We start from the raw sequence: 22,801 nt of genomic DNA on the forward strand, positions 1-22,801 counted from the left end.
GAGAACCCCGAAGGAGGACCCGCGCCATGCGCATCGCGCTGCTGTCCACGTCCGACACCGACCTCCTCTCGGCCCGTGCCGGCGGGGCCGACTTCGCGCTCGCCAACCCGGCCCGTGCCACCGACGCGCAGCTGCAGGCGTCAGTCCGCGGCGCCGACCTCGTCGTCGTACGCCTCCTGGGCTCCCCCCACGACCTGTGGCCGGGTCTTGCCTCGGTGCGCCAGGCCGGGACGCCGCTCGTCGTCCTCGGCGGGGAGCAGCAGCCCAGCGCCGAGCTCATGGAGCTCTCCACCGTGCCCATGGGGGTCGCGGCGGAGGCACACCGCTACCTCGCCGAGGGTGGCCCCGCCAACCTCCGCCAGCTGCATGCGTTCCTCTCCGACACCGTCCTGCTGACCGGCGAGGGGTTCGAGCCGCCCGCCTCCATCCCGGCGTGGGGGTTCGCGCCGCGGCCCGGTCTCGATACGCCCTCGCCCAGCGGCTCGGGCTACTCGACCAACGACAGCTCCGATGGTCGAGTAGCGAGCGCCAGCGAGCGTATCGAGACCCTTCCCCGCATCGGCGTTCTCTACTACCGCGCCCACGAGGCGAGCGGCAACAACGGGTTCGCGCACGCGCTCGCCGACGCGGTCGACGCGACCGGTCTGGCGGTCGGCGTGCCGATCTTCGCCGGCTCCCTGCGGTCGGCCCCCGACGAGCTCTACGAAGCGCTGGGCACCCTCGACGCACTGGTCGTCACCGTCCTCGCGGCCGGCGGCAGCGTCCCGGCGGGCGCGAGCGCGGGCGGTGACGACGAGGCGTGGGACGTCGAGCGGATGGCCGCGCTGGACATCCCCGTCCTGCAGGGCCTGTGCCTCACCAGCAGCCGCGAGGAGTGGGAGGCCTCCGACGACGGCGTCACGCCCCTGGACTCCGCGACCCAGATCGCCATCCCGGAGTTTGACGGACGGATCATCACGGCCCCGTTCTCGTTCAAGGAGACCGACGCCGACGGACTGCCCCGCTACGTCGCCGACCCGGAGCGGGCCGCGCGCGTGGCCGGGATCGCGGTCAACCATGCACGCCTTCGCCGCGTCCCCAACGCCGAGAAGCGGCTCGCGCTGGTGCTGTCGGCCTACCCGACGAAGCACGCACGCATCGGCAACGCGGTCGGGCTCGACACCCCGGTCTCCGCCATCCGGCTGCTACGGCGGCTGCGCGACGAGGGCTACGACCTCGGGGCGCCCGAGGATCTGCCCTGGCTGGACGCTGACGACACCGAGGCCGGCGACGCGCTGATCCATGCGCTCATCGCGGCCGGTGGCCAGGACGAGGAGTGGCTGACCTCCGCGCAGCTCACCGACGCGCACGTGCGGATCAGCAAGAGCCATTACGACGCCTGGACCGCCGACCTCCCCGCCGACCTGCGGGAGGCGATGGTGACGGCGTGGGGCGAGTCGCCGGGCAGCCTCTTCGTCAACGATGACGGCGACCTCGTGCTCGCGACGCTGCAGGCGGGCAACGTCGTCATCCTCATCCAACCGCCGCGTGGGTTCGGCGAGAACCCGGTCGCGATCTACCACGACCCGGACCTTCCGCCGTCGCACCACTACCTGGCGGCGTACCGCTGGCTCGAGGCCCGTCGCGAGCACGGCGGCTTCGGGGCCGATGCCGTCGTCCACCTCGGGAAGCACGGCTCGATGGAGTGGCTTCCCGGCAAGAACGCCGCCCTTTCGGCCTCCTGCGGCCCCGACGCGGCGATCGGCAGCATGCCGCTGATCTACCCGTTCCTCGTCAACGACCCCGGCGAGGGCGCCCAGGCCAAGCGGCGGGCGCACGCCACGATCGTCGACCACCTGGTGCCGCCGATGGCGCGGGCCGAGGCGTACGGCGACATCGCGCGGCTCGAGCAGCTCCTCGACGAGCACGCCAACATCGCCTCGATGGACCCGGCGAAGCTGCCGGCCGTCCGCGGCGAGATCTGGCAGCTCATGCACGCCGCCGAGATGCACCGCGACCTGGGGCTCGACGAGCGTCCCGACGACGAGGAGTTCGACGACTTCCTGCTCCACGTCGACGGGTGGCTGTGCGAGATCAAGGACGCCCAGATCCGTGACGGCCTGCACGTGCTCGGCGCCGCGCCGACGGGCGAGGCGCGGGTCAACCTGGTCCTCTCGATCCTGCGCGCCGCGCAGGTGTGGGGCGGCGTCGGGAACGCCGTGCCCGGGTTGCGCGCGGCGTTGGGTCTCGATACGGCCTCGCCTGGCGGCTCGGCCTCCTCGACCAGCGAGGAAGCCGCTGGTCGAGTAGCGAGCGCCAGCGAGCGTATCGAGACCGACCTCGTTGAGGCCCGGGCGCGTGAGCTGGTCGAGGCGATGGAGAAGGCGGACTGGGACCCGGCGGCCGTCGCGGCGCTCCACGACGATCCCCAGGTGCGGCGGGTGCTGGCATTCGCCGCGGAGCAGGTCGTGCCCCGGCTGGCCCGGACGACCGATGAGCTGGATGCCGTCCTGCACGCCCTGTCCGGTGGCTTCGTCGCGGCCGGTCCCTCGGGCTCGCCGCTGCGGGGACTGGTCAACGTGCTGCCGACGGGCCGCAACTTCTACACCGTCGACCCACGCGCCGTGCCGTCGCGGCTCGCCTGGCAGACCGGGCAGGCGATGGCCGACTCGCTGCTGCGGCGCTATGTCGAAGAGACCGGCGACTATCCGTCGTCGGTCGGGCTCTCCGTGTGGGGCACCTCGGCGATGCGCACCTCCGGCGACGACGTGGCCGAGGTGCTGGCGCTGCTCGGCGTACGCCCGGAGTGGGACGAGGCCTCGCGCCGAGTCGCTCGGCTCGTCGTCGTGCCTCTCGAGGAGCTCGGGCGGCCTCGGATCGACGTCACCGTGCGGATCTCGGGGTTCTTCCGTGACGCGTTCCCGCACGTCGTCGCCATGCTCGACGACGCGGTCCGGATGGTGGCCGACCTCGACGAGCCCGACGAGCAGAACTTCGTGCGCGCCCACATGCGGGCCGACCTGTCCGAGCACGGCGACGAGCGGCGGGCGACGACCCGGATCTTCGGCAGCAGGCCGGGCTCGTACGGCGCCGGCATCCTCCAGGTGATCGAGTCCGGCTCGTGGCGCGACGACGCGGACCTGGCGGAGGTCTACACCGCGTGGGGGGGCTTCGCCTACGGGCGAGACCTCGACGGCGCGCCCGCGGCTGACGACATGCGCGCGAACTACCGGCGCATCAAGGTGGCGGCCAAGAACGTCGACTCGGCCGAGCACGACATCGCCGACTCCGACGACTACTTCCAATATCACGGCGGCATGGTCGCGACCGTCCGCGCGCTGACGGGCGCGGACCCGAAGGCGTACGTCGGCGACTCCACCACGCCCGACGCGGTCCGCACCCGCACGCTGTCGGAGGAGACCGCCCGCGTCTTTCGAGCCCGAGTCGTCAACCCGCGCTGGATCGCGGCGATGCAGCGACACGGCTACAAGGGTGCCTTCGAGCTGGCGGCGACGGTCGACTACCTCTTCGGCTTCGACGCGACGGCCGGAGTCGTGCACGACTGGATGTACGAGAAGCTCGCGACCGAGTATGTCCTCGACGAGACCAACCAGGCGTTCCTGCGGAAGTCGAACCCCTGGGCGCTGCGCGGGATCGTCGAGCGGCTGCACGAGGCGGCGGACCGCGGTCTGTGGGCCGAGCCGTCTCCGGAGGTGATGACCGCCATGCGGGAGGTCTACCTCGAGGTCGAGGGCGACCTGGAGGATCGCGAGTGAGCGGCGCTGCGACCGGCCCTGTGTCGGTCCGGATCCTCGGCATCGGGATGGGGCCGCAGCACGTCACGCCGGAGGTCGCGGAGGCGCTGCGGACGGCGGACTACGTGCTGGCGGCGGAGAAGAGCGCCGAGAGCTCCGCCCCGGACCCACTCCTGGAGGTACGCCGCACCATCGCTGCCGCGCACGGCGTGCCGGTCGTGGCTGTGCCCGACCCGCGCCGCGATCGCGCGGACGTGGAGAGCTCCGGCGCCTATCGGAAGGCGGTCGGCGACTGGCACGACGCGCGGGTGGAGGCCTACGAGGCGGTGCTCGCCGAGCGCGGCGGCACGGCCGCGATGCTCGTGTGGGGCGACCCGTCGCTCTACGACTCCTCGATCCGGATCGTCTCGACGATCGCGGCGCGCGGCGTCGTCCACGTGCACTGGGATGTCCTGCCGGGGATCAGCGCGCCGCAGCTGCTCGCTGCTCGGCACCGGCTCGTCCTCAACGACGTCGGCCTGCCGGTCCACGTGACCACCGGCCGGAGACTGGCCGAGGAGATCACGTCCGGTCTGGACGCTCATCTCGACAACGTGGTGGTGATGCTCAACCGGACCCTCGAGCTGGCCGGCTGTGAGGACTGGCAGATCTGGTGGGGCGCCAACCTCGGCGGGGTCGGCGAGGAGCTCGTCGCGGGCCGGGTCGGGGATGTCCTGCCGTCGATCAAGGCGGCCCGCGAGCGGGCGAAGACGGCCGCCGGATGGGTGATGGACCTCTACCTGCTGCGCAGGCCTGCGACGTGACCGGCCTGCTGGTCGCCGGCACCACGTCGGACGCCGGCAAGTCCGTCGTCACCACGGGGCTGTGCCGCGCCTTTGCGCGACGCGGCGTGAAGGTCGCGCCCTTCAAGGCGCAGAACATGTCGAACAACTCGATGGTGTGCGCTGGGCCCGACGGCACGCTGTCTGAGATCGGCCGTGCGCAGTGGGTGCAGGCACTCGCGGCGGGCGTGGTCCCAGAGCCCGCCATGAACCCCGTCCTCCTCAAGCCCGGCACGGACCGCCGCAGCCACGTCGTCCTGATGGGCCTGCCGGCCGGGGATGTCTCGTCGGCCGACTGGGAGACCGGTCGCCGCCATCTCGCGGCGGCCGCCCACGCGGCGTACGACGACCTCTCCTCGCGCTTCGACCTCATCGTCGCCGAGGGCGCCGGTAGTCCGGCCGAGATCAACCTGCGCGCTGGCGACTACGTGAACATGGGTCTCGCGCGGCACGCCTCCCTGCCCGTCGTGGTCGTGGGCGACATCGACCGCGGCGGGGTCTTCGCGGCGATGTTCGGGACAGTGGCCCTGTTGGAGGCGGCCGACCAGGCGCTGGTGTCGGGATTCGTCGTCAACAAGTTCCGGGGGGACCAAAAGCTCCTGTCCCCCGGGCTGTCGTCCCTCGAACGGCTCACCGGGCGCCGCGTCTTCGGTGTGCTCCCCTGGGACCCCAGCCTCTGGCTCGACTCCGAGGACGCCCTCGACCTGGACGGACGCCGATCTGTCGGGTCGGGCGCTCATCGCGTCGCGGTCGTGCGGCTCCCCCGGATCAGCAACTTCACCGACGTCGACGCCCTCGGCCTCGAGCCGGACCTCGACGTCGTGTTCGTATCCGACCCGCGCGACCTCGCCGACGCCGACCTCATCGTGCTGCCCGGGACGCGGTCGACCATCGCGGACCTCGCCTGGCTGCGCTCACGCGGACTCGACGTCGCCATCGTCGAGCACGCGCGCCATGGACGGCCGGTCCTCGGGATCTGCGGCGGCTTCCAGATGCTCGGCACGACCATCACTGACGCCGACGGGGTCGAGGGCGAGGTCGGAGCGAGGGTCTCGGGCTTGGGACTGCTCGACGTGCGCACGGACTTCGCCGCCGACAAGACGCTTCGGCTGCCGACCGGGTCTGCCCTCGGCGCGCCCGCCAGCGGCTACGAGATCCACCACGGACGGATCACCCGAGAGGCCGGCGAGGAGTTCCTCGGCGGCGCTCGGACGGGGTGCGTCTTCGGCACCATGTGGCATGGGAGCCTCGAGGGCGACGCCTTCCGTGGCGCGTTCCTGGCGGAGACCCTCGGCCGGCCGCCGTCGGGAGTCAGCTTCCCCGCTGCGCGCGAGTCCCGGCTCGACCGGCTCGGGGACCTCGTCGAGGAACACCTCGACGTCGTGGTGCTCCTCGCCCTGGCGCAGTCCGGCGCGCCTGCCGGGCTGCCCGCTCTCCCGCCGGGAGGCACCGTCTGATGGGCCGCATGAGAGTGCTCCTCCTGGGCGGCACCAGTGAGGCCCGGGCGCTCGCGGCGCGCCTGGTCGAGGAGGGCATCGCGGTGACGTCCTCCCTTGCTGGTCGCGTCGCCCGTCCGCGACTGCCGGTGGGCGACGTCCGGATCGGCGGGTTCGGCGGCGTCGCGGGTCTGCGCTCGGCGCTCGTCGACTTCGACGCGGTCGTCGATGCGACGCACCCCTTCGCGCGCGGGATCAGCGCCAACGCGGCCGCCGCGTGCACCGAGGTCCCGCTGTTGCGGCTCGAGCGGCCGGGGTGGGAGCCGGACCCGAGCTGGCCCGACCGGATCTGGCACAGCGTCGACGACCACGAGTCCGCCGCTGCCCTCGCGGGCGAGCTGGGCCGGCGCCCGTTCCTCACCGTCGGCCGCCAGGAGCTGGCCCGGTTCGTCCCGGCGCTGACGTCGCACGCGGTTCTCGCTCGGGTGGTCGACGCGCCCGATGTCGAGCTGCCGTCGTCGTGGGAGCTCCTCCACAGCCGCGGGCCCTACACTCTCGACGGCGAACGCGGCCTGATGAGCCAGCACGGCACTGACGTCCTGGTGACCAAGAACTCCGGCGGCGCCCACACCTGGCCGAAGATGCAGGCCGCAGCCGAGCGGGAGATCCCCGTGGTCGTCGTACGCCGTCCCCCGCCTCCGCCGGGTGTTGCCACGGTGCGTGAGGTCGACAGCGCCGTCGCGTGGGTGCGCCGCGTGTCGGCCCAGGCCTGACCCATCGCGCGAGGCGACTAGAGACTCGCGGCGAGCTCGCGGCGAGCGACGACCACCCGCTCCTGCGACTGAAGCCGCAACAGCAGGCCCGTGAGCGCGACGCCGATGACCGACCACATGGTGGCGAGCGTGATGAGGGAGGCGCGCCGGAAGTACCAGAGCGTGTCGGCCGGGAAGTCGCCGATCTCGTTCACCGTCGGGAAGATCTGCCCGGCGATGGCCATGAGGGCGACGTACGCCGCAACGCCGCCGACCACGGCGCCGTACGTCCCCACCGCCGGCGCGAGCCGGAACACGAGGACCGTGACCGCGATCGCCAGGACGACCGAGACCAGCAGAAACCCGAAGTACAGGCTCGTGCGCTGCCCGATCGTGTCGGCGTTGCCGACGGCGGGCGGCGTGGCGGGGTACTTCAGGAACGGCACGAAGGCGAACGACACGAAGCCGATCAGCGTGACGAGCGCCGTGGACTGGCCAAGCGTGAGTCGGCGCATCCGGCCCGCCACGGCGGCCGAGACCAGGGCGACGACGCCCCCGAGGGCCAGCCCGACGGTCAGGGTGCCGGTCAGCAGGCCCCACGTGCGCTGGTCGTGCCGGGAGACGACGACGCCGTCCTCGTGGTGATGGGCGGGCTCCGCCGTTGCGTCGTGGGTGTGGGCGGCGGCTGAGTGGGCCTCCTCGACACCGATCGCGGCGTCGACGGAGGGCTCGCCCACCTGGTGGGCGACGCAGAAGGTGACGAGGCCGGCCAGGAGTCCGGCGAGCAGGCCGCGGACGAGAAAGGCACGTGCGGTCATGGGGCAGTACGCCGCGGGGCTCAGTGGCAGGGGTAGCCCAGCAGGTGACGGCCGTCGTGGACCCACTCGTGGATCGCCGTGCCGGACGGGATCGAGATCGCGCCCTGATCGGCGCTGACGAAGAACAGGACCAGCGCCGCCAGAAGACCGAACAGCAGCGCCCACGGGGCGAGCTCGCGGAGCGGGACGGTCGGCAGGGCGGTGCCGGCGACGGGCATGGTGACAGGGGTGGCAGACGTGACGCTCACGTGATGCTCCTTCGGGAATGCAACGTTCCTCTACGGGCGGACAACACGACGGCGGAAGATCTGACTTCGAGCCCCTGACGGGACTCTCACAGTGGCGTGACCGTGCCAGACTCTCACTGGCTTCCTCACATCCGTGGTGCCCGTGCAGGCTAGCGGACTTCGGGCCTGGCTGCCATCGATGTCCGGCGTGGCAGGGTGTGACTTATCACCGGTTCTCCGTCAACCAGGTGGTGCGCGACGATCGCGGTGGCCGTGGCGGCGTCGACGTGGCCGTACCAGACATCGTCCGGCTGGACGCTGACCACCGGCGCCTGGTTGCACGGGAACTGACAGCCGGTGTGCACCAGCAGCACGTCGTCATCACCCAGTCCGTGCTCCATCATCGCCAGCACCATCGCCCGCAGGCCGTCCACGGCACCCTTCGCCGTGCACCGCGGGCCCCGGCAGACCATCACCTGATGCCGATGACCGGTCACCTCCTCCCAGGCCGGCGAGGTGAGGCTCGGCTCGCTGCCGGTGAGGGGCTTCGTCTCGGTCACGATCTCGGCCAGAGCACGGGCCAGCTCGTCCGCTGGCCCATGGTGCGGTCCGGCGTCCGCCGCGAAAGTCCGGTCGGCGAGCCGTGTGGCCACCTCGATCACAGGCCGCTCCCCGGCGCGCTCCCTCCACCAGTGCGCGGCGATCCGTCGCAGCCACGAGTGCGCGGGGCCGAGCGGCCCGAGGCCGACGCCGACCAGAGTGATCCGGCGTGCGCCGCCGTCGGCCAGCCGCGTCAGCTCAGCCGAGAGCGACGGGTCGGCCATCTGCAGGAACGCCACCGTCGCGCCGAGCTCGTCCGCTGCGGCGCGCAGCGAGTCGCGGGCATCGACGTCGGCGACCGACATGCCGACGAGGACCACCGCCTCGATGCTCACCGCCGCCCCCACGCCACGACAGCGGCCGCCCCCACGGCGCCGAGGCCCACCCGGCGGGCCAGGACGATCGCGCGAGCGACATCGTCACGCTCGGGCGGACGACCGTCGCCGAGCACGGCCCGGTGCTCGACCCGGCTGCCGTCGTACGTGTTCGTGCCACCCAGCCGGATCCCGAGCGAGCCGGCGAACGCCGCCTCCACGACGCCGGCGTTCGGGCTGGGATGGCGTCCCGCGTCTCGTCGCCACGCGCGCCACGCCTGTCCCGCGCGGGCCGGGCGCGCCGCCAGCGTGAGGAGGCCGGACAGCCGCGAGCCGGGGAGGTTGAGGACGTCGTCGAGGCGGGCGGCGGCCCAGCCGAAGCGCTCGTAGCGTGCGCTGCGGTGACCGATCATGGCGTCGAGCGTGTTGGCCGCGCGGTAGCCGAGGAGTCCCGGCACGCCACACAGTGCCCCCCAGATCAGGGGTGCGACGACGGCGTCGGAGGTGTTCTCGGCCACCGACTCCACGACGGCCCGCGAGATCTGCGACTCGTCGAGCTGGCTGGTGTCGCGTCCTACCAGATGCGTCAGCCGGCGTCGGGCGACGGGCAGGTCCTCGTCGGCGAGGTGCCGATGGACGGCGGCCGCCTCACGCTCCAAGGAGCGACCGCCGAGCACGGCCCAGGTGGCGACGGCGGTCACCAACGTCCGGGCGAGCGGCGGAGCAGCCGCGCGCTCCAGGCCCGCTCCGAGGGCGACGGCACCCACGACGAGGACCGCCGTGTGGGCGACGCCGTGACGCCGGGAGTCGGCGTAGGTTCGCGACTCGAGCGCACCGGCCAGCGTGCCGAACCCGGCGACCGGGTGGTAGCGACGCGGGTCGCCGAGCAGCCGGTCCGCGGCGTAGCCGAGCATCAGCCCCACGGCACGGGGCGTCATGAGAGGGGGCGTCATGAGAGCACCACGAGAACCGCGGCCAGCGCCGACTCCACCGCTGCTCCGAAGACGTCACCGGTCACGCCGCCGAAGCGGCGGAGGGCACGTCCGACCACCAGTCCGACGACGAGCAGTGCGACCCCCACGGCCAGAGCCCCACGCCACCACGCCAGCCCCGCCCAGCGCCCGGCGAGGGCGAGCAGCAGCGCGGCGACGATCCACACCGCGGCCGCCGCCCACGGAGCGACCGTCTGCGTGTAGATCCGGCCGAGGCCGTCCGCGCGCGCCGGCCGCACCCCGCGCAGGCAGCAGATCGAGAGGGCGGCCCGCGATGCGCAGACCGCGACAGCGGCCAGCGCCGCTGCCCGCACCGCGGCGGCCCAGCTCCCCTGGCCTGCATCCGACAGCAGCGCCGCCAGCCCGGCCACCTGCAGGCCGAGCACCAGCACGATCGCGACGGTCCCGGCAGGCCCGGACGTCCCGGTCTTCATCACCGCCAGGGAGCGCTTGCGGTCGTAGGAGGCGGCCAGCCCGTCGGCCACGTCGGAGAGCCCGTCGAGGTGGAAGGCCCGGTTGCCGAGGACGACCGCTCCTATGGCGAGGAGCGCCACGACGAGCGGGTCGAGACCCGCCGCGCGTCCGAGGACGACGACGACCAGCACCGCGAGCGCCAACGGAAGCGTCGCCAGCGGGGCCAGCAGCATGGCGAGACCGGCGTGACGGCGGTCGACCTCTCGTGGCGGCCGGACCGGCAGCGCGGTGAGCGTCCCGACCGCGAGCCGCCAGGAGTCGACCAGGACCGGGCCCAACCTCAGCCGCCCAGCTCGGAGAGCAGAGCGACGTCGCGCAGGAGGGCGCCGGCGCTGTGCAGGACGGGCACGGCGGCCACGGCGCCGGACCCCTCGCCGAGACGCAGACCGAGGTCGAGGAGCGGCTCGAGGCCCATCTTGGCCAGCGCCAGCGACTGGGCGGGCTCGGTGGAGCGGTGCCCCGCGGCGTACCAGGCGGCCGCGCCGGGCTCGATGCGGTCCGCGGTCAGCGCGCAGGCCACGCTCATGAGGCCGTCGAGAAGAACCGGCACGCCGTCCTGGGCCGCGGCGAGCAGGTAGCCCGTGGTCGCTGCGAGGTCGGCGCTGCCGAGGGCGGTGAGGGTCTCGATCGGGTCCGACGCACGTGCTCCCGCACGCGCCAGCGCCGCATCGACCACCGCGATCTTGCCTGCCAGCGCCTCGTCGCCGATCCCTGTGCCTCGACCGACGACCTCCGAGGCGGGCAGACCGAGCCCGGCGGCGACCATGGCCGAGGCGGGCGTCGTGTTGCCGATGCCCATGTCGCCGCTGATGAGCAGCTGGGCTCCGGCAGCGATCTCCTCGCGCGCCACGGCGGCTCCGGCATCGAGGGCGGCCCGGGTCTCCTCGGCGGTGAGGGCGTCCTCGAGGTGGATGGCGCCGCTGCCGCGCCGGATCTTGTGCGCCGTGAGGGCGGCGCGCGTCGCCTCGTCGAGGTCGGCGAAGTCCTCGTCGACGCCGAGGTCGAGGACACGTACGGCGACCCCGTGCGCCTTCGCCAGCGCGGTCACACCGGCCTTCCCGGCGAGGAACGTGCGCACCATCGCGCCGGTGATCGCGGAGGGGAAGGCCGAGACGCCGTGGGCGGCCACGCCGTGGTCGCCGGCGAAGATGACGAGGCGGACCTCGTCGAGCGGCGCGGGCGGGACCTGGCCCTGACAGGCGGCCAGCCAGACGCCGGCCTCGCCGAGGCGGCCGAGGGCGCCGGGAGGCGTGGCGAGGGCGGCGAGCCGCTTGGCGGCGTGGTCGCGGGCGATGTCGGAGGGGGCGGAGACGTAGGGCATGTCGGGTCCTTCTCAGAGAGGGGCGAGCCGGTCGAGGGCGGTCAGGAGGCGGGCGGTGGTCTCGGGTGGGCGCACGGCGATGCGGGCCCACGAGTCGTCGAGTCCGGGGAAGGTGTCGGCGCGGCGTACGGCGATCCCGACCCCGCGCAGCGCCCCTCGTGCGCCCAGACCGAGCCGGGCGAGCACGAACGACGCCGACGACGGAACGTGCTCGATGGCACGCTCGGCCAGACCGCGCTCGAGGAGGCCGCGCCAGTCGGCGATCGTGGCGGCTCGCCGGCGTGACTCGACCGCGGCCGCCTCGGTCGTGCACGCCACCGCGGCCGCGATCGCCGGGGTGGAGACCGACCACGGCGTCTGCAGAGCGGCGAGCGCGGCAATGACGACAGGGTCGCCGACGACGTGCCCCACCCTGATCCCCGGGATCGACCACTGCTTGGTCAGGCTCCGAATCACGAGGACGTCGTCGAGCCGCTCGCCCGCGAGCGACTCGATCTCGCCGGGGACGGCGTCCATGAAGGCCTCGTCCACCACGACCAGGCGGCCGGGCCGGAGGAGTCGGCGGATGGTCGTGGCCGGATGCAGCACCCCCGTGGGGTTGGTCGGGTTGCCGACGACGACGAGGTCCGCGTCCTCCGGGACGGCCGCCGGGTCGAGCGTGAAGCCGTCCTCGGCCCGGCACAGCACCGGGGTGACCGCGTGCCCCGCCGCCGCGAGGGCAGCATGCGGCTCCGTGAACTGAGGATGCACGACCACCGGGCGCCGCCACGGGCGCAGCCGTGCCAGGAGCGAGAACGCCTCCGCGGCGCCGGCGGTGACCAGGACCTCGTCGGTCTCCCGCTTGTGATGCTGGGCGAGCGCGACGCGGGCCGGCGCGACGTCCGGATAGGACGCGGAGTCGTCGATCGCGGTGTGCAGCGCGTGGTCGAGCCACGCCGGGCGGGGTCCCGCGTAGACGTTCACCGCGAAGTCCACCAGTCCCCCGCCGACCTCGACGTCGCCGTGGTGGCGCAGTGGATCGGCCGGCTGTCCGTCCTCGGGGACGTCATGCGAAGTGGCTGCTCTGACAGCCGCGTCGCATGACGTCCCGACGGCTCCCCGGCTCGCGTGGGGTGTGGCCGAGAGGGGTGTGGCCGCGTGGACCGCGTCGGCGAACCGCTGGGCGAGGTGCGGGTGGCCGGCCCAGTGCACATGGAGGTACGACGCGTGCCAGGTCGGTCCGGTGAAGCCCGTCGCCTCGCCGTCGATGGTCCACGCGGCGACCTCCCCGCTCTGCGGCAACGTCCGCGTCCGGTGGAACTCGTGTCCTGTGACCTGCTCCCCCACGCGTGTCAGCAGCGAGTCGGAGGCCGCCGTCACGGTCGGGTAGCGCAGCGTCAACCGGTCCGACATGGCGGCCTGCGCCGGGATGGAGCCTGCCATCGGGACGCCGTCGAGTGACTCGGCGAGATAGAGCAGCCCCGCGCACTCGGCCACGGTCGGGATGCCGGCCGCGACGGCGTGACGCAGGTCGTCGAGCAGGCGGCGGTTGGCGGCGAGCTCGGCGGCGTACACCTCCGGGAAGCCGCCGCCGAGGTAGATCCCAGCGGTCCCCGGGGGCAGCGCATCGTCGGACAACGGGTCGAACACCGCGACCTCGCATCCGGCCGCGCGGAGGAGCTCCTCGGTCTCGGCGTAGCGGAACGTGAACGCCCGCCCCCCTGCAACGGCGACGACCGGCCGGCCTCCTCCACCGGGGCGCACGACCGTGGTCGGATCCCACGGTGTCGCGTCGAGGTCCGGCGCGCTGCGGGCCACGGCGAGCACCGCGTCGAGGTCCAGGTGAGCGGCGACCTGCTCGCCCAGGTGCTCGACCATCGAGGCCGAGCCGTCGCGCTCGGCCGCCGGCACCAGGCCGAGGTGCCGCGACGGTGTGGCGAGGCGGTCGTCGGGCGGGATGGCGCCGAGCACCGCGACGCCCGCACGCTCGACAGCGCTGCGGATCTCGTCGAGGTTGCGGCCGGGTCGCGCGCGGTTGAGGATGACGCCGGCGAGGCGTACGTCGGGGTCGAAGGCGGCCATCCCCGCGACGATGGCGCCGGCCGAGCGGGACAGGCGCGCGACGTCGAGGACGAGCACGACCGGGGAGCTCGTGAGGGTCGCGACGTGCGCCGTCGAGGCGAAGCCGTCGGATTCGAGGCGGCCGTCGTACAGCCCCATCACGCCCTCCACGACCGCGATGTCCGCGCCGGCCGCGCCGTGCAGGAGCAGCGGGACGACGAGCTCCTCGCCGACGAGGTGCGGGTCGAGGTTGCGCCCCGGCCGACCCGTCGCCAGGGCGTGATAGCCCGGGTCGATGTAGTCCGGACCCGCCTTGTGGCCACTCACGCTCAGGCCCCTCCCGTGGGGGCCGTCTGCCCGCAGGGCCGCCATGAGCCCCGTGGCGACGGTCGTCTTGCCCTGGCCGGTCGACGGCGCCGCGACGACGAGGCGCGGCAGGCTCACCACGCCGGGCTCACCATTCGATGCCCCTCTGACCCTTCTGGCCGGCGTCCATGGGGTGCTTGACCTTGGTCATCTCGGTGACCAGGTCGGCGGCGGCGACGAGCCGCGGGTCGGCGTACCGTCCCGTGATCACCACGTGCTGGTGACCGGGGCGGGTGCTGAGGGTGTCGACGACGTCGTCGACGTCGACCCAGCCCCACTTCATCGGATAGGTGAACTCGTCCAGGACCAGCAGGTCGTGGGTTTCGTCGGCCAGCCGGCGCTTGATCTCCTGCCAACCCTCGACGGCAGCGGTCTCGTGGTCCTCGGCGTCGCCCTGCTTGCGGGTCCAGGACCAGCCGGAGCCCATCTTGTGCCACTCGACCGGACCGCCGTCGCCGGTCTCCTCGTGAAGGCGGCCGAGCCGCTCGAGGACGGTCTGCTCGCCGATGCGCCACTTGGCGGACTTGACGAACTGGAAGACCCCGATCCGCCATCCCTGGTTCCAGCCGCGCAGCGCGAGGCCGAAGGCGGCGGTCGACTTGCCCTTGCCGTCGCCGGTGTGGACCGCCAGCAACGGCCGGTTGCGGCGCTGCCGGGTGGTGAGGCCGTCGTCGGGCACGGCGGTCGGCTGTCCCTGCGGCATCAGGCTGCTCCTCGGCTTCGGACGGTCGTGGTGAGCGCCTCGGCGCTCACCTCGGTGACCGGAACGTGCTCGGCGCGGAGCCGGCCGGCGAGCTCGGCGGCGAGACCCAGGCGAAGCGGGCCGATCTCGCTGTCGACGACGACGGTCGCCACACCGAGGCCCGCGAGGTGGTCGGCCGCCTGGAGCGAGCGGGCGACGGCGCCGGTGCCGCCGGTGGCGCGGCCGTCGGTGACGAGGACGAGGAGCGGGCGCAGGCGCGGGTCGCGCAGGCGCTCGCGGGTGATGACGCGGGCGGCCTCGAGCAGTCCTTCGGCGAGTGGCGTGCGGCCGCCGGCAGGAAGCTCCTCGAGGCGCGTCGCGGCGATGTCGACCGACCGGGTCGGCGGGAGCGCCACCTCGGCGCCGTCCCTGCGGAACGTCACCAGGCCGACCTTGTCGCGTCGGCGGTAGGCGTCCAGCAGCAGCGAGAGGATCGCCGTCTTCACCTGGGTCATCCGCTTGCGCGCCGCCATCGAGCCCGACGCGTCGACGCAGAAGAGGATGAGGTTGGCCTCGCGGCCCTCGCGTACGGCGACCCGCAGGTCCTCGGGTCGGAGCTCGACTCGTCGTGAGTCGCCTGCCGTGTCGCCCGCTGTGTCGCCTGCGGGGCTCGCCGTTGCTCGGCGCGCCGCCTGCTTCCCCGCGGCAGCGAGGAGCGTCTCGACGAGATCGAGTGACCCCGTCGGACCGTCCGCCCGCCGCGCGCCGACACGTCGTCCGGTCGAGGCGAGGGCGCGGCTGCGTCGGCCCGCCTCGCCGTCCCCGAGTCCGGTGACGGTGAGAAGCCGCGGCCGGAACGGCGTCCCCGCCCCCACCCGCCGGAGGTCATGCGAGTCGGTCGCCTCAGCAGCCACATCGTCTGACGTCCCGCCGGCTTCCCCCAGGACGTCATGCGAGTCGGTCGCCTCGGCAGCCACATCGTCTGACGTCCCGCCGCCGTCCCCGCCGCCGTCCCCCGGCACGTCATGCGAGTCGGTCGCCCCGGCAGCCACATCGTCGGACGTCCCGCCCCCCGGTGGCTCGGGCGGCTCCGGGGGGAGCTCCTCGTCGCCGAGGATCCGATCGAGGAGAGACTCGTCGAGTCCGGGCGCATCGAACGGGTTGCGCCGGCGCCGGTGCGGCAACGCGAGGAGCGCCGCGCGGCGGACGTCGGCGCGGGTCACCTCGTCGCGACCCGACCACGCGGCATGGGCGAGCGCAGCGCGGGCGGTGACGATGTCCGCACGCAGACCGTCGACCTCGAAGGCGGCGCAGATCTCGGCGATCTTGAGCAGCGCCGGCTCCCCGAGCCGCACCTTCGCCAGCCTCTCCCGAGCCGCCTCGATGCGCGAGGTGAGCAGCGCGTCGGAGTCGCGGAAGCGGGCCGCGAAGGCGGCGGGGTCGGCGTCGTACGCCAGCCTCCGGCGCACCACCTCGACCCGCAGCGCCGGGTCACGCGGGGCCGCCACCTCGACCGTGAGCCCGAACCGGTCGAGCAGCTGCGGGCGAAGCTCGCCCTCCTCGGGGTTCATCGTGCCGATCAGCACGAACCGTGCCGGGTGCGTCACCGAGACGCCGTCACGCTCGACGGTGGCGCGGCCCATCGCGGCCGCGTCGAGGAGCACGTCGACGAGGTGGTCGTGGAGGAGGTTCACCTCGTCGACGTAGAGAACGCCGCGGTGCGCGCGGGCGAGGAGCCCTGGCTCGTACTCGACGGCGCCCTTCGACAGCGCCCGCTCGAGGTGCAGCGACCCGAGGACGCGGTCCTCGGTGGCACCGACGGGCAGCTCGACCAGCCGCACGGGCCGGCTGACCACCTCGGCGTCGGCAGCGAACGGCCCGTCCGGGGAGAGGGTCGACGGGTCGGTCGGGTCGATCGAGAAGCGGTCGGCGGCGTAGACGTCGATGGGCGGCAGCACCGCCGCCAGCGCTCGTACGGTCGTGGACTTCGCCGTTCCCTTCTCGCCGCGGATCAGCACGCCGCCGATCTCGGGCGCGATGGTGGTCAGGACGAGGGCGAGGCCCATGTCGTCGAGGTGCTCCGCCTCGCAGCCGAGGACCGCGGAGAAGGGATAGTGCAATGGCATGTGAGGCTCCCGCTCGATTCGCCAACGTGGTTGGTCGGGCGCGGGGCCGGTCTTCGGACTTGTCAGGTCCTCTCGTGCGAGAGGCCTGATTCACCGCAGCGGGCCTGTGCCGGATTCTCACCGGCTTCCCAGATTCTCCCCGCCGGCCGTCCCCACCGTCTCCGATGGCTGGGTCGTTGGGGCACCTCGTGCCTGGGCGGCAGTCTGCCACACCCGCCGAGGTCCGCGACCCCGGCCGGTAGCGTCTGCCCGCGTGATCATCGTGGTGGGCATCGGCGCGGACGGCTGGACGGGCGTCCCGGAGCGTCATCGCACGCTCGTCCGCGACGCGACCCTCGTCCTCGGCGGCGCCCGCCATCTCGCGCTGCTCCCCGACGTGCCGGGCCAGCGCCGCGTGCCCTGGCCCACTCCCCTGCGCGCCGGCCTTCCGCGGCTGCTCGCCGAGCTCGACGGGCAGGACGTGGTGGCGCTGGCGTCGGGCGACCCGCTGGTGTCGGGCATCGGCACGACGCTCCTCGACCTCCTCGGCCCGGACGCGGTCCGCATCGAGCCTGCCGTCTCGTCGGTCGCGCTCGCCCGGGCACGGATGGGCTGGCCGGCTGAGACCACGACCGTCGTCACGGTGGTCGGACGCGACCCCCACGCCCTGCTGCGTCAGCTCGCGCCGGGCCATCGGGTGCTGGTGCTCAGCTCGGATGCGAGCACGCCCCCGACCGTGGCCGGGCTCCTGGTCGGGGCGGGGTACGCCGCCTCGCGGATGACCGTCCTCGGCGACCTGGGAGTCCCCGACGAGTGGCGTCGCGAGGCGTCAGCGGAGGACTGGGTGACCACCCCGCCCGACGACGTGCCCGCGTTGAACGTCATCGCGATCGCCTGCGCCGGGCCTCACCGCGGCGGCTGGGTGGCCGGGCTCCCGGACGACGCGTTCGAGAGCGACGGACAGCTCACCAAGCGAGACCTGCGGGCCTCGGCGCTCGCCCGACTCGCACCGACCCCCGGCGAGCACCTGTGGGACGTCGGCGCCGGAGCCGGATCCGTCGGGATCGAGTGGATGCGGGCACATCCGACCTGCACGGCCACGGCGGTCGAGGCCAGTCCCGAGCGGGCCGCGCGGATCGGCCGCAACGCTGCGGCGTTGGGCGTGCCCGGTCTCGAGGTGGTGACCGGCCGGGCACCGGACGCCCTGGCGCAGCAGCGGTTGCCCGACGCCGTCTTCATCGGCGGCGGCGCGACGATCCCCGGTGTGCTGGACGCCTGCCTCACCGCACTGGTTCCAGGCGGACGACTCGTGGTCCACGGCGTCACGCTCGAGACCGAGCAGCTCCTGGCGACCGCCTACGGCGAGCACGGCGGCGAGCTGACCCGCCTGGCGGTCGAGACGACCGCCCCGATCGGCTCGTTCACCGGCTGGACGCCGGCCCGCACCGTCACCCAGTGGAGTCTGACGCGGTGAGGGCGCCGTACCGCTCCTGGTGCACGAACCCCGCCAACGGCGACCGGTGTCGCCAGCCGAACCGCTCGAGGTCCGGCACGTCGGGCAGGTGGCTGACGGTGCCGACGCACAGCCAGGCGACCGGACGCACATGGTGGGGCAGACACACCAGTCCCGCGAGGTGCTCCTCGCGGTAGAAGCTCACCCACCCCACACCGAGGTCCTCCGCTGTCGCCGCCAGCCAGAGGTTCTGGATGGCACACACGACCGAGTAGAGTCCGGCGTCCGCGATCGCATGCCGCCCGAGCACCTGCGGGCCGCCGCGCGTCGGGTCGTAGCCGACGACGATCCCCAGGCCCGACTCGAGGATCCCCTCGACCTTGATGCGCTCGAACGCCGCCGCTCGCTCCCCCGTCAGCGACGCGGCGAACGCGGCGCGCTCCTCGGCCACATGGTCGTGGAACGCCCGCAGCGTGACCGGGTCGCGCACCAGGACGAAGTCCCACGGCTGGCTCATCCCGACGCTCGGCGCACAGTGCGCCGCCGAGAGGACCCGCTCGAGCACGTCGTCGGCGACAGGCTCGCCGGTGAACTCCCGTCGGGTGTCGCGGCGTCGGTTGATGACGTCGTAGAGATCCCTGACCCCGGACGTCACCGCCCGATCACCGCTTCACCTTGGGCGCGCGGTCGCGCGCGGCGTCGTACAGAAACGACTCCCCACCCTCGGCGACCCCCGGCTCGAGGGCACGGCCGACGAGGATCACCGCCGCCTGCCGCAACCCGGCCTGCTCGACCGCATCCGCGATCGTGGACACCGTCCCCGACAGGACCAGCTCGTCGGGCTGGCTCGCGCGGTGGACGACGACCGCCGGGCAGTCGGGGCCGTAGTCGGGCTCGATCTCCCCCATCAGACCGCGGATCCGGGTGATGGCCAGATGCAGCACGAGGGTGGCCCGGGTCGCGGCGAACGCGGCGAGGGACTCGGTCTGCGGCATCGCCGTGGACCGCGCCTGCGCGCGGGTCAGCACCACCGACTGGGCGAGCAGCGGGACCGTCAGCTCGCGGCCGACGAGGGCGGCCGCCGCGGCGTACGCCGGCACCCCCGGGGTGACGTCCCACGGCACCCCGGCCGCGTCGAGCCGCCGGGTCTGCTCCGTGAGCGCCGAGTAGACCGACGGATCTCCCGACACGAGCCGGACGATGTCACGGCGTGCCCGGTGCGCCTCGACCAACCGGCCGGTGATCTCGTCGAGGTCCAGGTCCTGGGTGTCCACCAGCTCGGCCGACGGCCCGACCAGAGCGAGGACCTCGGGATCGAGATAGGTGCCCGGGAAGAGCACGAGCTCCGCCGCAGCGAGGAGGCGCGTCGCGCGGACGGTGAGCAGGTCGGCCGCGCCGGGACCGGCGCCGACGAAGTGCACCACCTGAGGAGCCCTCACCGGACGTACCTCGGCGTCCACACGCCCGCGCGGCTCACCCGGGTGCCCTCGGCGCCCACGATGAGGAGACACTTCATGTCGATGGTCGCCGGGTCCAGCTCGGCCAGCGTGGTCACCGTCAGCGACTCCTCCGCCCGGCCGACGTCGCGGCCGACGATGACCACGGTGTCGGGCTTGCGATGCTCGAGGAGGACGTCGCGTGCGGTTGCGATCTGATCGGTGCGCGATCGCGAGGCCGGGTTGTAGATCGCCAGCACCAGGTCGGCCTCCGCCACCGCGCGCAGCCGCCGGTCCACGACCGTCCACGGCTTGAGCCGGTCGGAGAGCGACATCACGGCGAAGTCCGCCCCGATGGGCGCGCCCGCGCGGGCCGCGACCGCCTGGACGGCGCTGACGCCCGGCAGGACGCGGATCGGGACGCCGTGGTACGCCGGATCCTCGGCCGCCTCATACACCGCCGCCGCCATGCCGAAGACCCCTGCGTCACCGCCGGAGACCACCGCGACCCGCTCCCCCGCCTTGGCCAGCTCGAGCGCGTGCCGGGCCCGGTCGACCTCGACGGTGTTGCCCGACGCATGCCGCACCAGACCGACCCGCTGGGGCACCCGCGCGACGTAGGGCGCATAGCCGACGACGTGGTCGACCTCGGCCAACGCCGCCGACGCCTCCGGCGTCAGCCAGCCCTCCGGCCCCGGGCCGAGCCCGACGACGAGCAGCTCGGCGGGAGGGGTCTCGATACGCTCGCTGGCGCTCGCTACTCGACCAAAGGGATCGCTGGCGCTCGCTACTCGACCAACGGAATCGCTGGTCGAGTAGCCCGAGCCCTTGGGCGAGGGCGTATCGAGACCCCCGGCGCCCTCCCGCGACCGGCGGCCGTTCAGCGAGTCGCCGGTGACGACGATGAGCGAGAAGTAGGGCACCGAGTCGGCGTCGACCTCGGCGACCGGCAGCCAGCGCTGCTCGGCCATCGAGGCCCGCTCGACGTAGAGCGCGTGGTCGAGCCGGCCCGATGCCTCCAGTGCACGACGGACGGCAGGGAAGGTCCGGCCGAGCTTCATGATGACCGCGGCGTCCGTGTCGGCCAGCCGTCGGGCGAGCTCCGGCTCGGGCATCGTCCCGGGCAGCACGGTCAGCACGTCGGTCTGCCGCACGAGCGGACTCGCCGCGACGGCGGTCGCCGCCACGAACGCGGGCACTCCGGGCACGATCTCGGTCGGGTAGCGCTCGGAGAGCCGGTCGTGCATGTACATGTAGGACCCGTAGAAGAGCGGGTCCCCTTCGGCGAGCAGTACGACGTCGCGACCGGCGTCCAGATGCGCGGCGAGCCGGGCGGCCGACTCCTCGTAGAAGTCGGCGAGGGCGCCGGCGTACCCGCCCGGGTGCTCGGTCGCACCGGTCGTGACGGGGTAGGTCAGCTGCTCCTCGATGACGCCCGTGGGAAGGACCCCGGCAGCGATGCGCCGCGCGTGGGACTCCTTGCCGACGCCGGCGTGGTAGGCGACCACGTCTGCGTCGGCGATGAGGCGGGCCGCCTTCAGCGTGATCAGCTCGGGGTCGCCCGGCCCGACGCCGACCCCGTGGAAGCGGCCGGTGCCGCCGGTCGCGTGCGTGGTGCTCATTCGGTCTCCTGGGCGAGCGCATTGAGTGCGGAGGACGTCATCGCCGACCCGCCGCGGCGGCCGCGGACGGTCACGTAGGGCAGGTCGATGCCGTGCTCGGAAGAGAAGTCGATGAGGGCCTGCTTCGACTCGGCGGCGCCGATGAAGCCCACGGGGCAGCCGACCAGCGCCGCAGGCCGCGGAGCGCCGTCGAGGATCATCTCGAGCAGGTGGAACAGGGCGGTCGGCGCGTTGCCGATCGCGACCACCGCTCCCTCCAGGCGCGGCTCCCACAGGGAGACCGCTGCCGCCGTGCGCGTCGTGCCCCACGCCCGGGCCAGGTCCGGCACCCGCGGGTCGTTGAGGAGGCAGAGCACCTCGTTGTCCCGCGGCAGGCGGCTGCGGGTGACGCCGGTCGCCACCATGGTGGCGTCGCACAGGATCGGCGCACCGGCCTCGAGCGCGGCGCGTGCGGCGGCGACGAGCCGTGGATGGACGAGGAGGTCGTCGGCGAGGTCGACCTGGCCGCTGCCGTGGATCATCCGGACGGCCAGCTTCTCGGCATCCGCCGGCACCGCACTCAGGTCGGCCTCACGTCGGATCGTGGCGAAGGAGTCGACGTAGATGGCGGGTCCGCTGTCGACGTACGGATAGTGGCGCTGCGGCCGACGCAGCCCGCGCCCGGTGTCATGCAGCTCAGGCATCGGCGCGACCGTTCCTGGTCTCGGGGGCAGGGATCAGGACGCCACGCCATGGTGTGACGACGACCTCTGACACGCCGGAACCGATCTGCTCGAGCACGAGCCGGTCCAGGCCGTCGCCGGCGGGGAGGTGACGGCCGCCGGGCACGTCGCCGATGGGCAGCGCACCGATCGGCTCGGGTACGCCGGCCGCGGGCGGCGATCCCGCCGCGAGGGGCGACTCGAGCTCGACGACGTGCCAGGGCGCCGTCGGGCCGCTCCCCCGGCGGTGGACGAACGAGTCCGCGAGGCCGACGAGAGCCGCGGCGGCCTCGGGCAGCGCGACGACCTCGCCCCAGCCGTCGCCCACCCGCAGCTGCGCGGTGCCGCTGTCGAGCGCGACCAGCCCGAGGTCGCAGGAGCGGTCGACGAGATCGCCGCGACCGTCGTCGAGGACGAACAGGAAGCGCCCGGGCAGCGTGGCCAGGCGGGGGTCCGCGCGGATCAGTCGGTCGAGGTCGAGCGCGACCGGCCGCAGGTCGGCGCGGCCGCCGGCCAGACCGGTCTGCGGCGAGACCATCACGTTGCGCACCAGCTCGTGGGTGCGCGTCGGCAGGAGGCCGGTCGCCTCGAGGGCGGCCAGGACGGCGCCGTCGAGCGGGCCGTCGAGACAGCCACGAGCGCCCGGCAGCCCTCGCAGCTGCAGGTTGGCCCGTCCGGTGAGGTGGACCCGCCCGTCGCCGTACCGCTCGGCGACCGCGACGAGCGCCCGCAACGCGTCGGTCCTCACGCGTCCTCCGACGAGGCGCAGCCGCACGAGGAGGCCGTCCTCGGCGTGCCAGGGTCGGAGCGCGCCGGGACAGCGGTCCTCGCGAGTGCGGGCGGTGGCGAGCGGGGGTGTCACGCCGGTCATGACAGGCACCTGTTCTGGTCAGGGGCCCGTGCGCGG

19 protein-coding genes and 2 riboswitches are annotated in these 22,801 nt (G+C 73.6%); of the genes, 5 read left to right on the plus strand and 14 right to left on the minus strand.

Features of this window, described 5'->3' with window-relative positions:
• Nucleotides 1–26: 26 nt before the first annotated feature.
• Genes cobN through ACYQ1K_RS16130 form a run of 4 tightly spaced genes read left to right on the plus strand, consistent with a single transcriptional unit; the run spans nt 27 to nt 6,764 of the window.
• Nucleotides 27–3,755, plus strand: coding sequence for a cobaltochelatase subunit CobN (gene cobN / locus ACYQ1K_RS16115; protein WP_459984136.1), 3,729 nt, complete (start codon nt 27–29; stop codon nt 3,753–3,755).
• Nucleotides 3,752–4,537: a precorrin-6A synthase (deacetylating) gene (cobF, locus tag ACYQ1K_RS16120; protein WP_459984137.1), complete on the plus strand. Its 786-nt coding sequence runs from the start codon at nt 3,752–3,754 to the stop codon at nt 4,535–4,537. The genes cobN and cobF overlap by 4 nt, the downstream gene beginning before the upstream one ends.
• Nucleotides 4,495–6,012, plus strand: a complete 1,518-nt coding sequence (locus ACYQ1K_RS16125) for a cobyric acid synthase (RefSeq protein ID WP_459984138.1) — start codon at nt 4,495–4,497, stop codon at nt 6,010–6,012. Before cobF ends, ACYQ1K_RS16125 begins: the two co-directional genes overlap by 43 nt.
• 8 nt (nt 6,013–6,020) lie before the next feature.
• Nucleotides 6,021–6,764, plus strand: a complete 744-nt coding sequence (locus ACYQ1K_RS16130; RefSeq protein ID WP_459984139.1) for a cobalt-precorrin-6A reductase — start codon at nt 6,021–6,023, stop codon at nt 6,762–6,764.
• Between the two features lie 17 nt (nt 6,765–6,781).
• Here the strand turns inward: ACYQ1K_RS16130 and ACYQ1K_RS16135 are convergent, their stop codons facing one another.
• The 9 genes from ACYQ1K_RS16135 to ACYQ1K_RS16175 form a co-directional block, all read right to left on the minus strand.
• A complete protein-coding gene (locus ACYQ1K_RS16135) occupies nt 6,782–7,561 on the minus strand; it encodes a CbtA family protein (RefSeq protein ID WP_459984140.1) in 780 nt (259 codons plus the stop codon).
• A gap of 20 nt (nt 7,562–7,581) precedes the next feature.
• On the minus strand, nt 7,582–7,809 hold the full coding sequence (locus ACYQ1K_RS16140; protein WP_459984141.1) for a CbtB domain-containing protein: 228 nt from the start codon (nt 7,807–7,809) through the stop codon (nt 7,582–7,584).
• A 2-nt stretch (nt 7,810–7,811) separates the two neighbouring features.
• Nucleotides 7,812–7,961, minus strand: a riboswitch (adenosylcobalamin (AdoCbl) riboswitch).
• On the minus strand, nt 7,959–8,723 hold the full coding sequence (locus tag ACYQ1K_RS16145; RefSeq protein WP_459984142.1) for a (2Fe-2S) ferredoxin domain-containing protein: 765 nt from the start codon (nt 8,721–8,723) through the stop codon (nt 7,959–7,961). It overlaps the preceding riboswitch by 3 nt.
• Nucleotides 8,720–9,655, minus strand: a complete 936-nt coding sequence (locus tag ACYQ1K_RS16150) for a cobalamin biosynthesis protein (RefSeq protein ID WP_459984143.1) — start codon at nt 9,653–9,655, stop codon at nt 8,720–8,722. The genes ACYQ1K_RS16145 and ACYQ1K_RS16150 overlap by 4 nt, the downstream gene beginning before the upstream one ends.
• On the minus strand, nt 9,652–10,446 hold the full coding sequence (locus tag ACYQ1K_RS16155; RefSeq protein ID WP_459984144.1) for an adenosylcobinamide-GDP ribazoletransferase: 795 nt from the start codon (nt 10,444–10,446) through the stop codon (nt 9,652–9,654). Before ACYQ1K_RS16155 ends, ACYQ1K_RS16150 begins: the two co-directional genes overlap by 4 nt.
• Nucleotides 10,447–10,448: 2 nt before the next feature.
• Complete coding sequence (cobT, locus tag ACYQ1K_RS16160) at nt 10,449–11,489, minus strand: nicotinate-nucleotide--dimethylbenzimidazole phosphoribosyltransferase (protein ID WP_459984145.1); 1,041 nt, start codon at nt 11,487–11,489, stop codon at nt 10,449–10,451.
• A gap of 12 nt (nt 11,490–11,501) precedes the next feature.
• Nucleotides 11,502–13,973, minus strand: a complete 2,472-nt coding sequence (cobBC, locus tag ACYQ1K_RS16165) for a bifunctional hydrogenobyrinic acid a,c-diamide synthase/histidinol phosphate aminotransferase CobBC (RefSeq protein ID WP_488199518.1) — start codon at nt 13,971–13,973, stop codon at nt 11,502–11,504.
• A 10-nt stretch (nt 13,974–13,983) separates the two neighbouring features.
• Nucleotides 13,984–14,598 carry a cob(I)yrinic acid a,c-diamide adenosyltransferase gene (gene cobO / locus ACYQ1K_RS16170; protein WP_459984147.1) on the minus strand — a complete coding sequence of 205 codons (615 nt, stop codon included), beginning with the start codon at nt 14,596–14,598 and terminating at the stop codon, nt 13,984–13,986.
• A complete protein-coding gene (locus ACYQ1K_RS16175) occupies nt 14,598–16,703 on the minus strand; it encodes a VWA domain-containing protein (RefSeq protein ID WP_459984148.1) in 2,106 nt (701 codons plus the stop codon). The genes cobO and ACYQ1K_RS16175 overlap by 1 nt, the downstream gene beginning before the upstream one ends.
• Nucleotides 16,704–16,730: 27 nt before the next feature.
• A riboswitch (cobalamin riboswitch) is annotated at nt 16,731–16,873 on the minus strand.
• 83 nt (nt 16,874–16,956) lie between these two features.
• On the opposite strand from ACYQ1K_RS16175, the gene cbiE reads away from it, so the two are divergent.
• Nucleotides 16,957–18,156: a precorrin-6y C5,15-methyltransferase (decarboxylating) subunit CbiE gene (cbiE, locus tag ACYQ1K_RS16180; RefSeq protein WP_459984149.1), complete on the plus strand. Its 1,200-nt coding sequence runs from the start codon at nt 16,957–16,959 to the stop codon at nt 18,154–18,156.
• On the opposite strand, the gene bluB is transcribed toward cbiE, so the two are convergent.
• From bluB to ACYQ1K_RS16205, 5 genes are read right to left on the minus strand one after another with little or no spacing between them, the layout of a single operon-like run.
• The gene (bluB, locus tag ACYQ1K_RS16185; protein ID WP_459984150.1) at nt 18,131–18,790 is read right to left on the minus strand and encodes a 5,6-dimethylbenzimidazole synthase; all 660 of its coding nucleotides are present in this window, start codon (nt 18,788–18,790) and stop codon (nt 18,131–18,133) included. The two genes, cbiE and bluB, sit on opposite strands and share 26 nt — an antisense overlap.
• 7 nt (nt 18,791–18,797) lie before the next feature.
• Nucleotides 18,798–19,574 (minus strand): cobalt-precorrin-4/precorrin-4 C(11)-methyltransferase, encoded by a 777-nt coding sequence (locus ACYQ1K_RS16190; RefSeq protein WP_459984151.1) that lies wholly within the window; start codon nt 19,572–19,574, stop codon nt 18,798–18,800.
• Nucleotides 19,571–21,193 (minus strand): precorrin-2 C(20)-methyltransferase, encoded by a 1,623-nt coding sequence (locus tag ACYQ1K_RS16195; protein ID WP_459984152.1) that lies wholly within the window; start codon nt 21,191–21,193, stop codon nt 19,571–19,573. The genes ACYQ1K_RS16190 and ACYQ1K_RS16195 overlap by 4 nt, the downstream gene beginning before the upstream one ends.
• Entirely contained in the window at nt 21,190–21,876 is a 687-nt protein-coding gene (locus tag ACYQ1K_RS16200) for a precorrin-8X methylmutase (RefSeq protein WP_459984153.1), read from the minus strand. Before ACYQ1K_RS16200 ends, ACYQ1K_RS16195 begins: the two co-directional genes overlap by 4 nt.
• A complete protein-coding gene (locus ACYQ1K_RS16205) occupies nt 21,869–22,765 on the minus strand; it encodes a nitrite reductase (RefSeq protein WP_459984154.1) in 897 nt (298 codons plus the stop codon). The genes ACYQ1K_RS16200 and ACYQ1K_RS16205 overlap by 8 nt, the downstream gene beginning before the upstream one ends.
• Nucleotides 22,766–22,801 lie beyond the last annotated feature (36 nt).

Source organism: Nocardioides sp. AN3 (assembly GCF_054653495.1).

Excerpts from the sequence above, each read along its gene's own strand:
- cobT (WP_459984145.1), bottom strand. The coding sequence starts at position 11,489 with ATGCCCTACGTCTCCGCCCCCTCCGACATCGCCCGCGACCACGCCGCC.
- cobO (WP_459984147.1), bottom strand. The coding sequence starts at position 14,598 with ATGCCGCAGGGACAGCCGACCGCCGTGCCCGACGACGGCCTCACCACC.
- ACYQ1K_RS16130 (WP_459984139.1), top strand. The coding sequence starts at position 6,021 with ATGAGAGTGCTCCTCCTGGGCGGCACCAGTGAGGCCCGGGCGCTCGCG.
- ACYQ1K_RS16125 (WP_459984138.1), top strand. The coding sequence starts at position 4,495 with ATGGGTGATGGACCTCTACCTGCTGCGCAGGCCTGCGACGTGACCGGC.
- ACYQ1K_RS16135 (WP_459984140.1), bottom strand. The coding sequence starts at position 7,561 with ATGACCGCACGTGCCTTTCTCGTCCGCGGCCTGCTCGCCGGACTCCTG.
- ACYQ1K_RS16205 (WP_459984154.1), bottom strand. The coding sequence starts at position 22,765 with ATGACCGGCGTGACACCCCCGCTCGCCACCGCCCGCACTCGCGAGGAC.
- ACYQ1K_RS16150 (WP_459984143.1), bottom strand. The coding sequence starts at position 9,655 with ATGACGCCCCCTCTCATGACGCCCCGTGCCGTGGGGCTGATGCTCGGC.
- cobN (WP_459984136.1), top strand. The coding sequence starts at position 27 with ATGCGCATCGCGCTGCTGTCCACGTCCGACACCGACCTCCTCTCGGCC.
- ACYQ1K_RS16195 (WP_459984152.1), bottom strand. The coding sequence starts at position 21,193 with ATGAGCACCACGCACGCGACCGGCGGCACCGGCCGCTTCCACGGGGTC.
- ACYQ1K_RS16200 (WP_459984153.1), bottom strand. The coding sequence starts at position 21,876 with ATGCCTGAGCTGCATGACACCGGGCGCGGGCTGCGTCGGCCGCAGCGC.
- ACYQ1K_RS16175 (WP_459984148.1), bottom strand. The coding sequence starts at position 16,703 with ATGCCATTGCACTATCCCTTCTCCGCGGTCCTCGGCTGCGAGGCGGAG.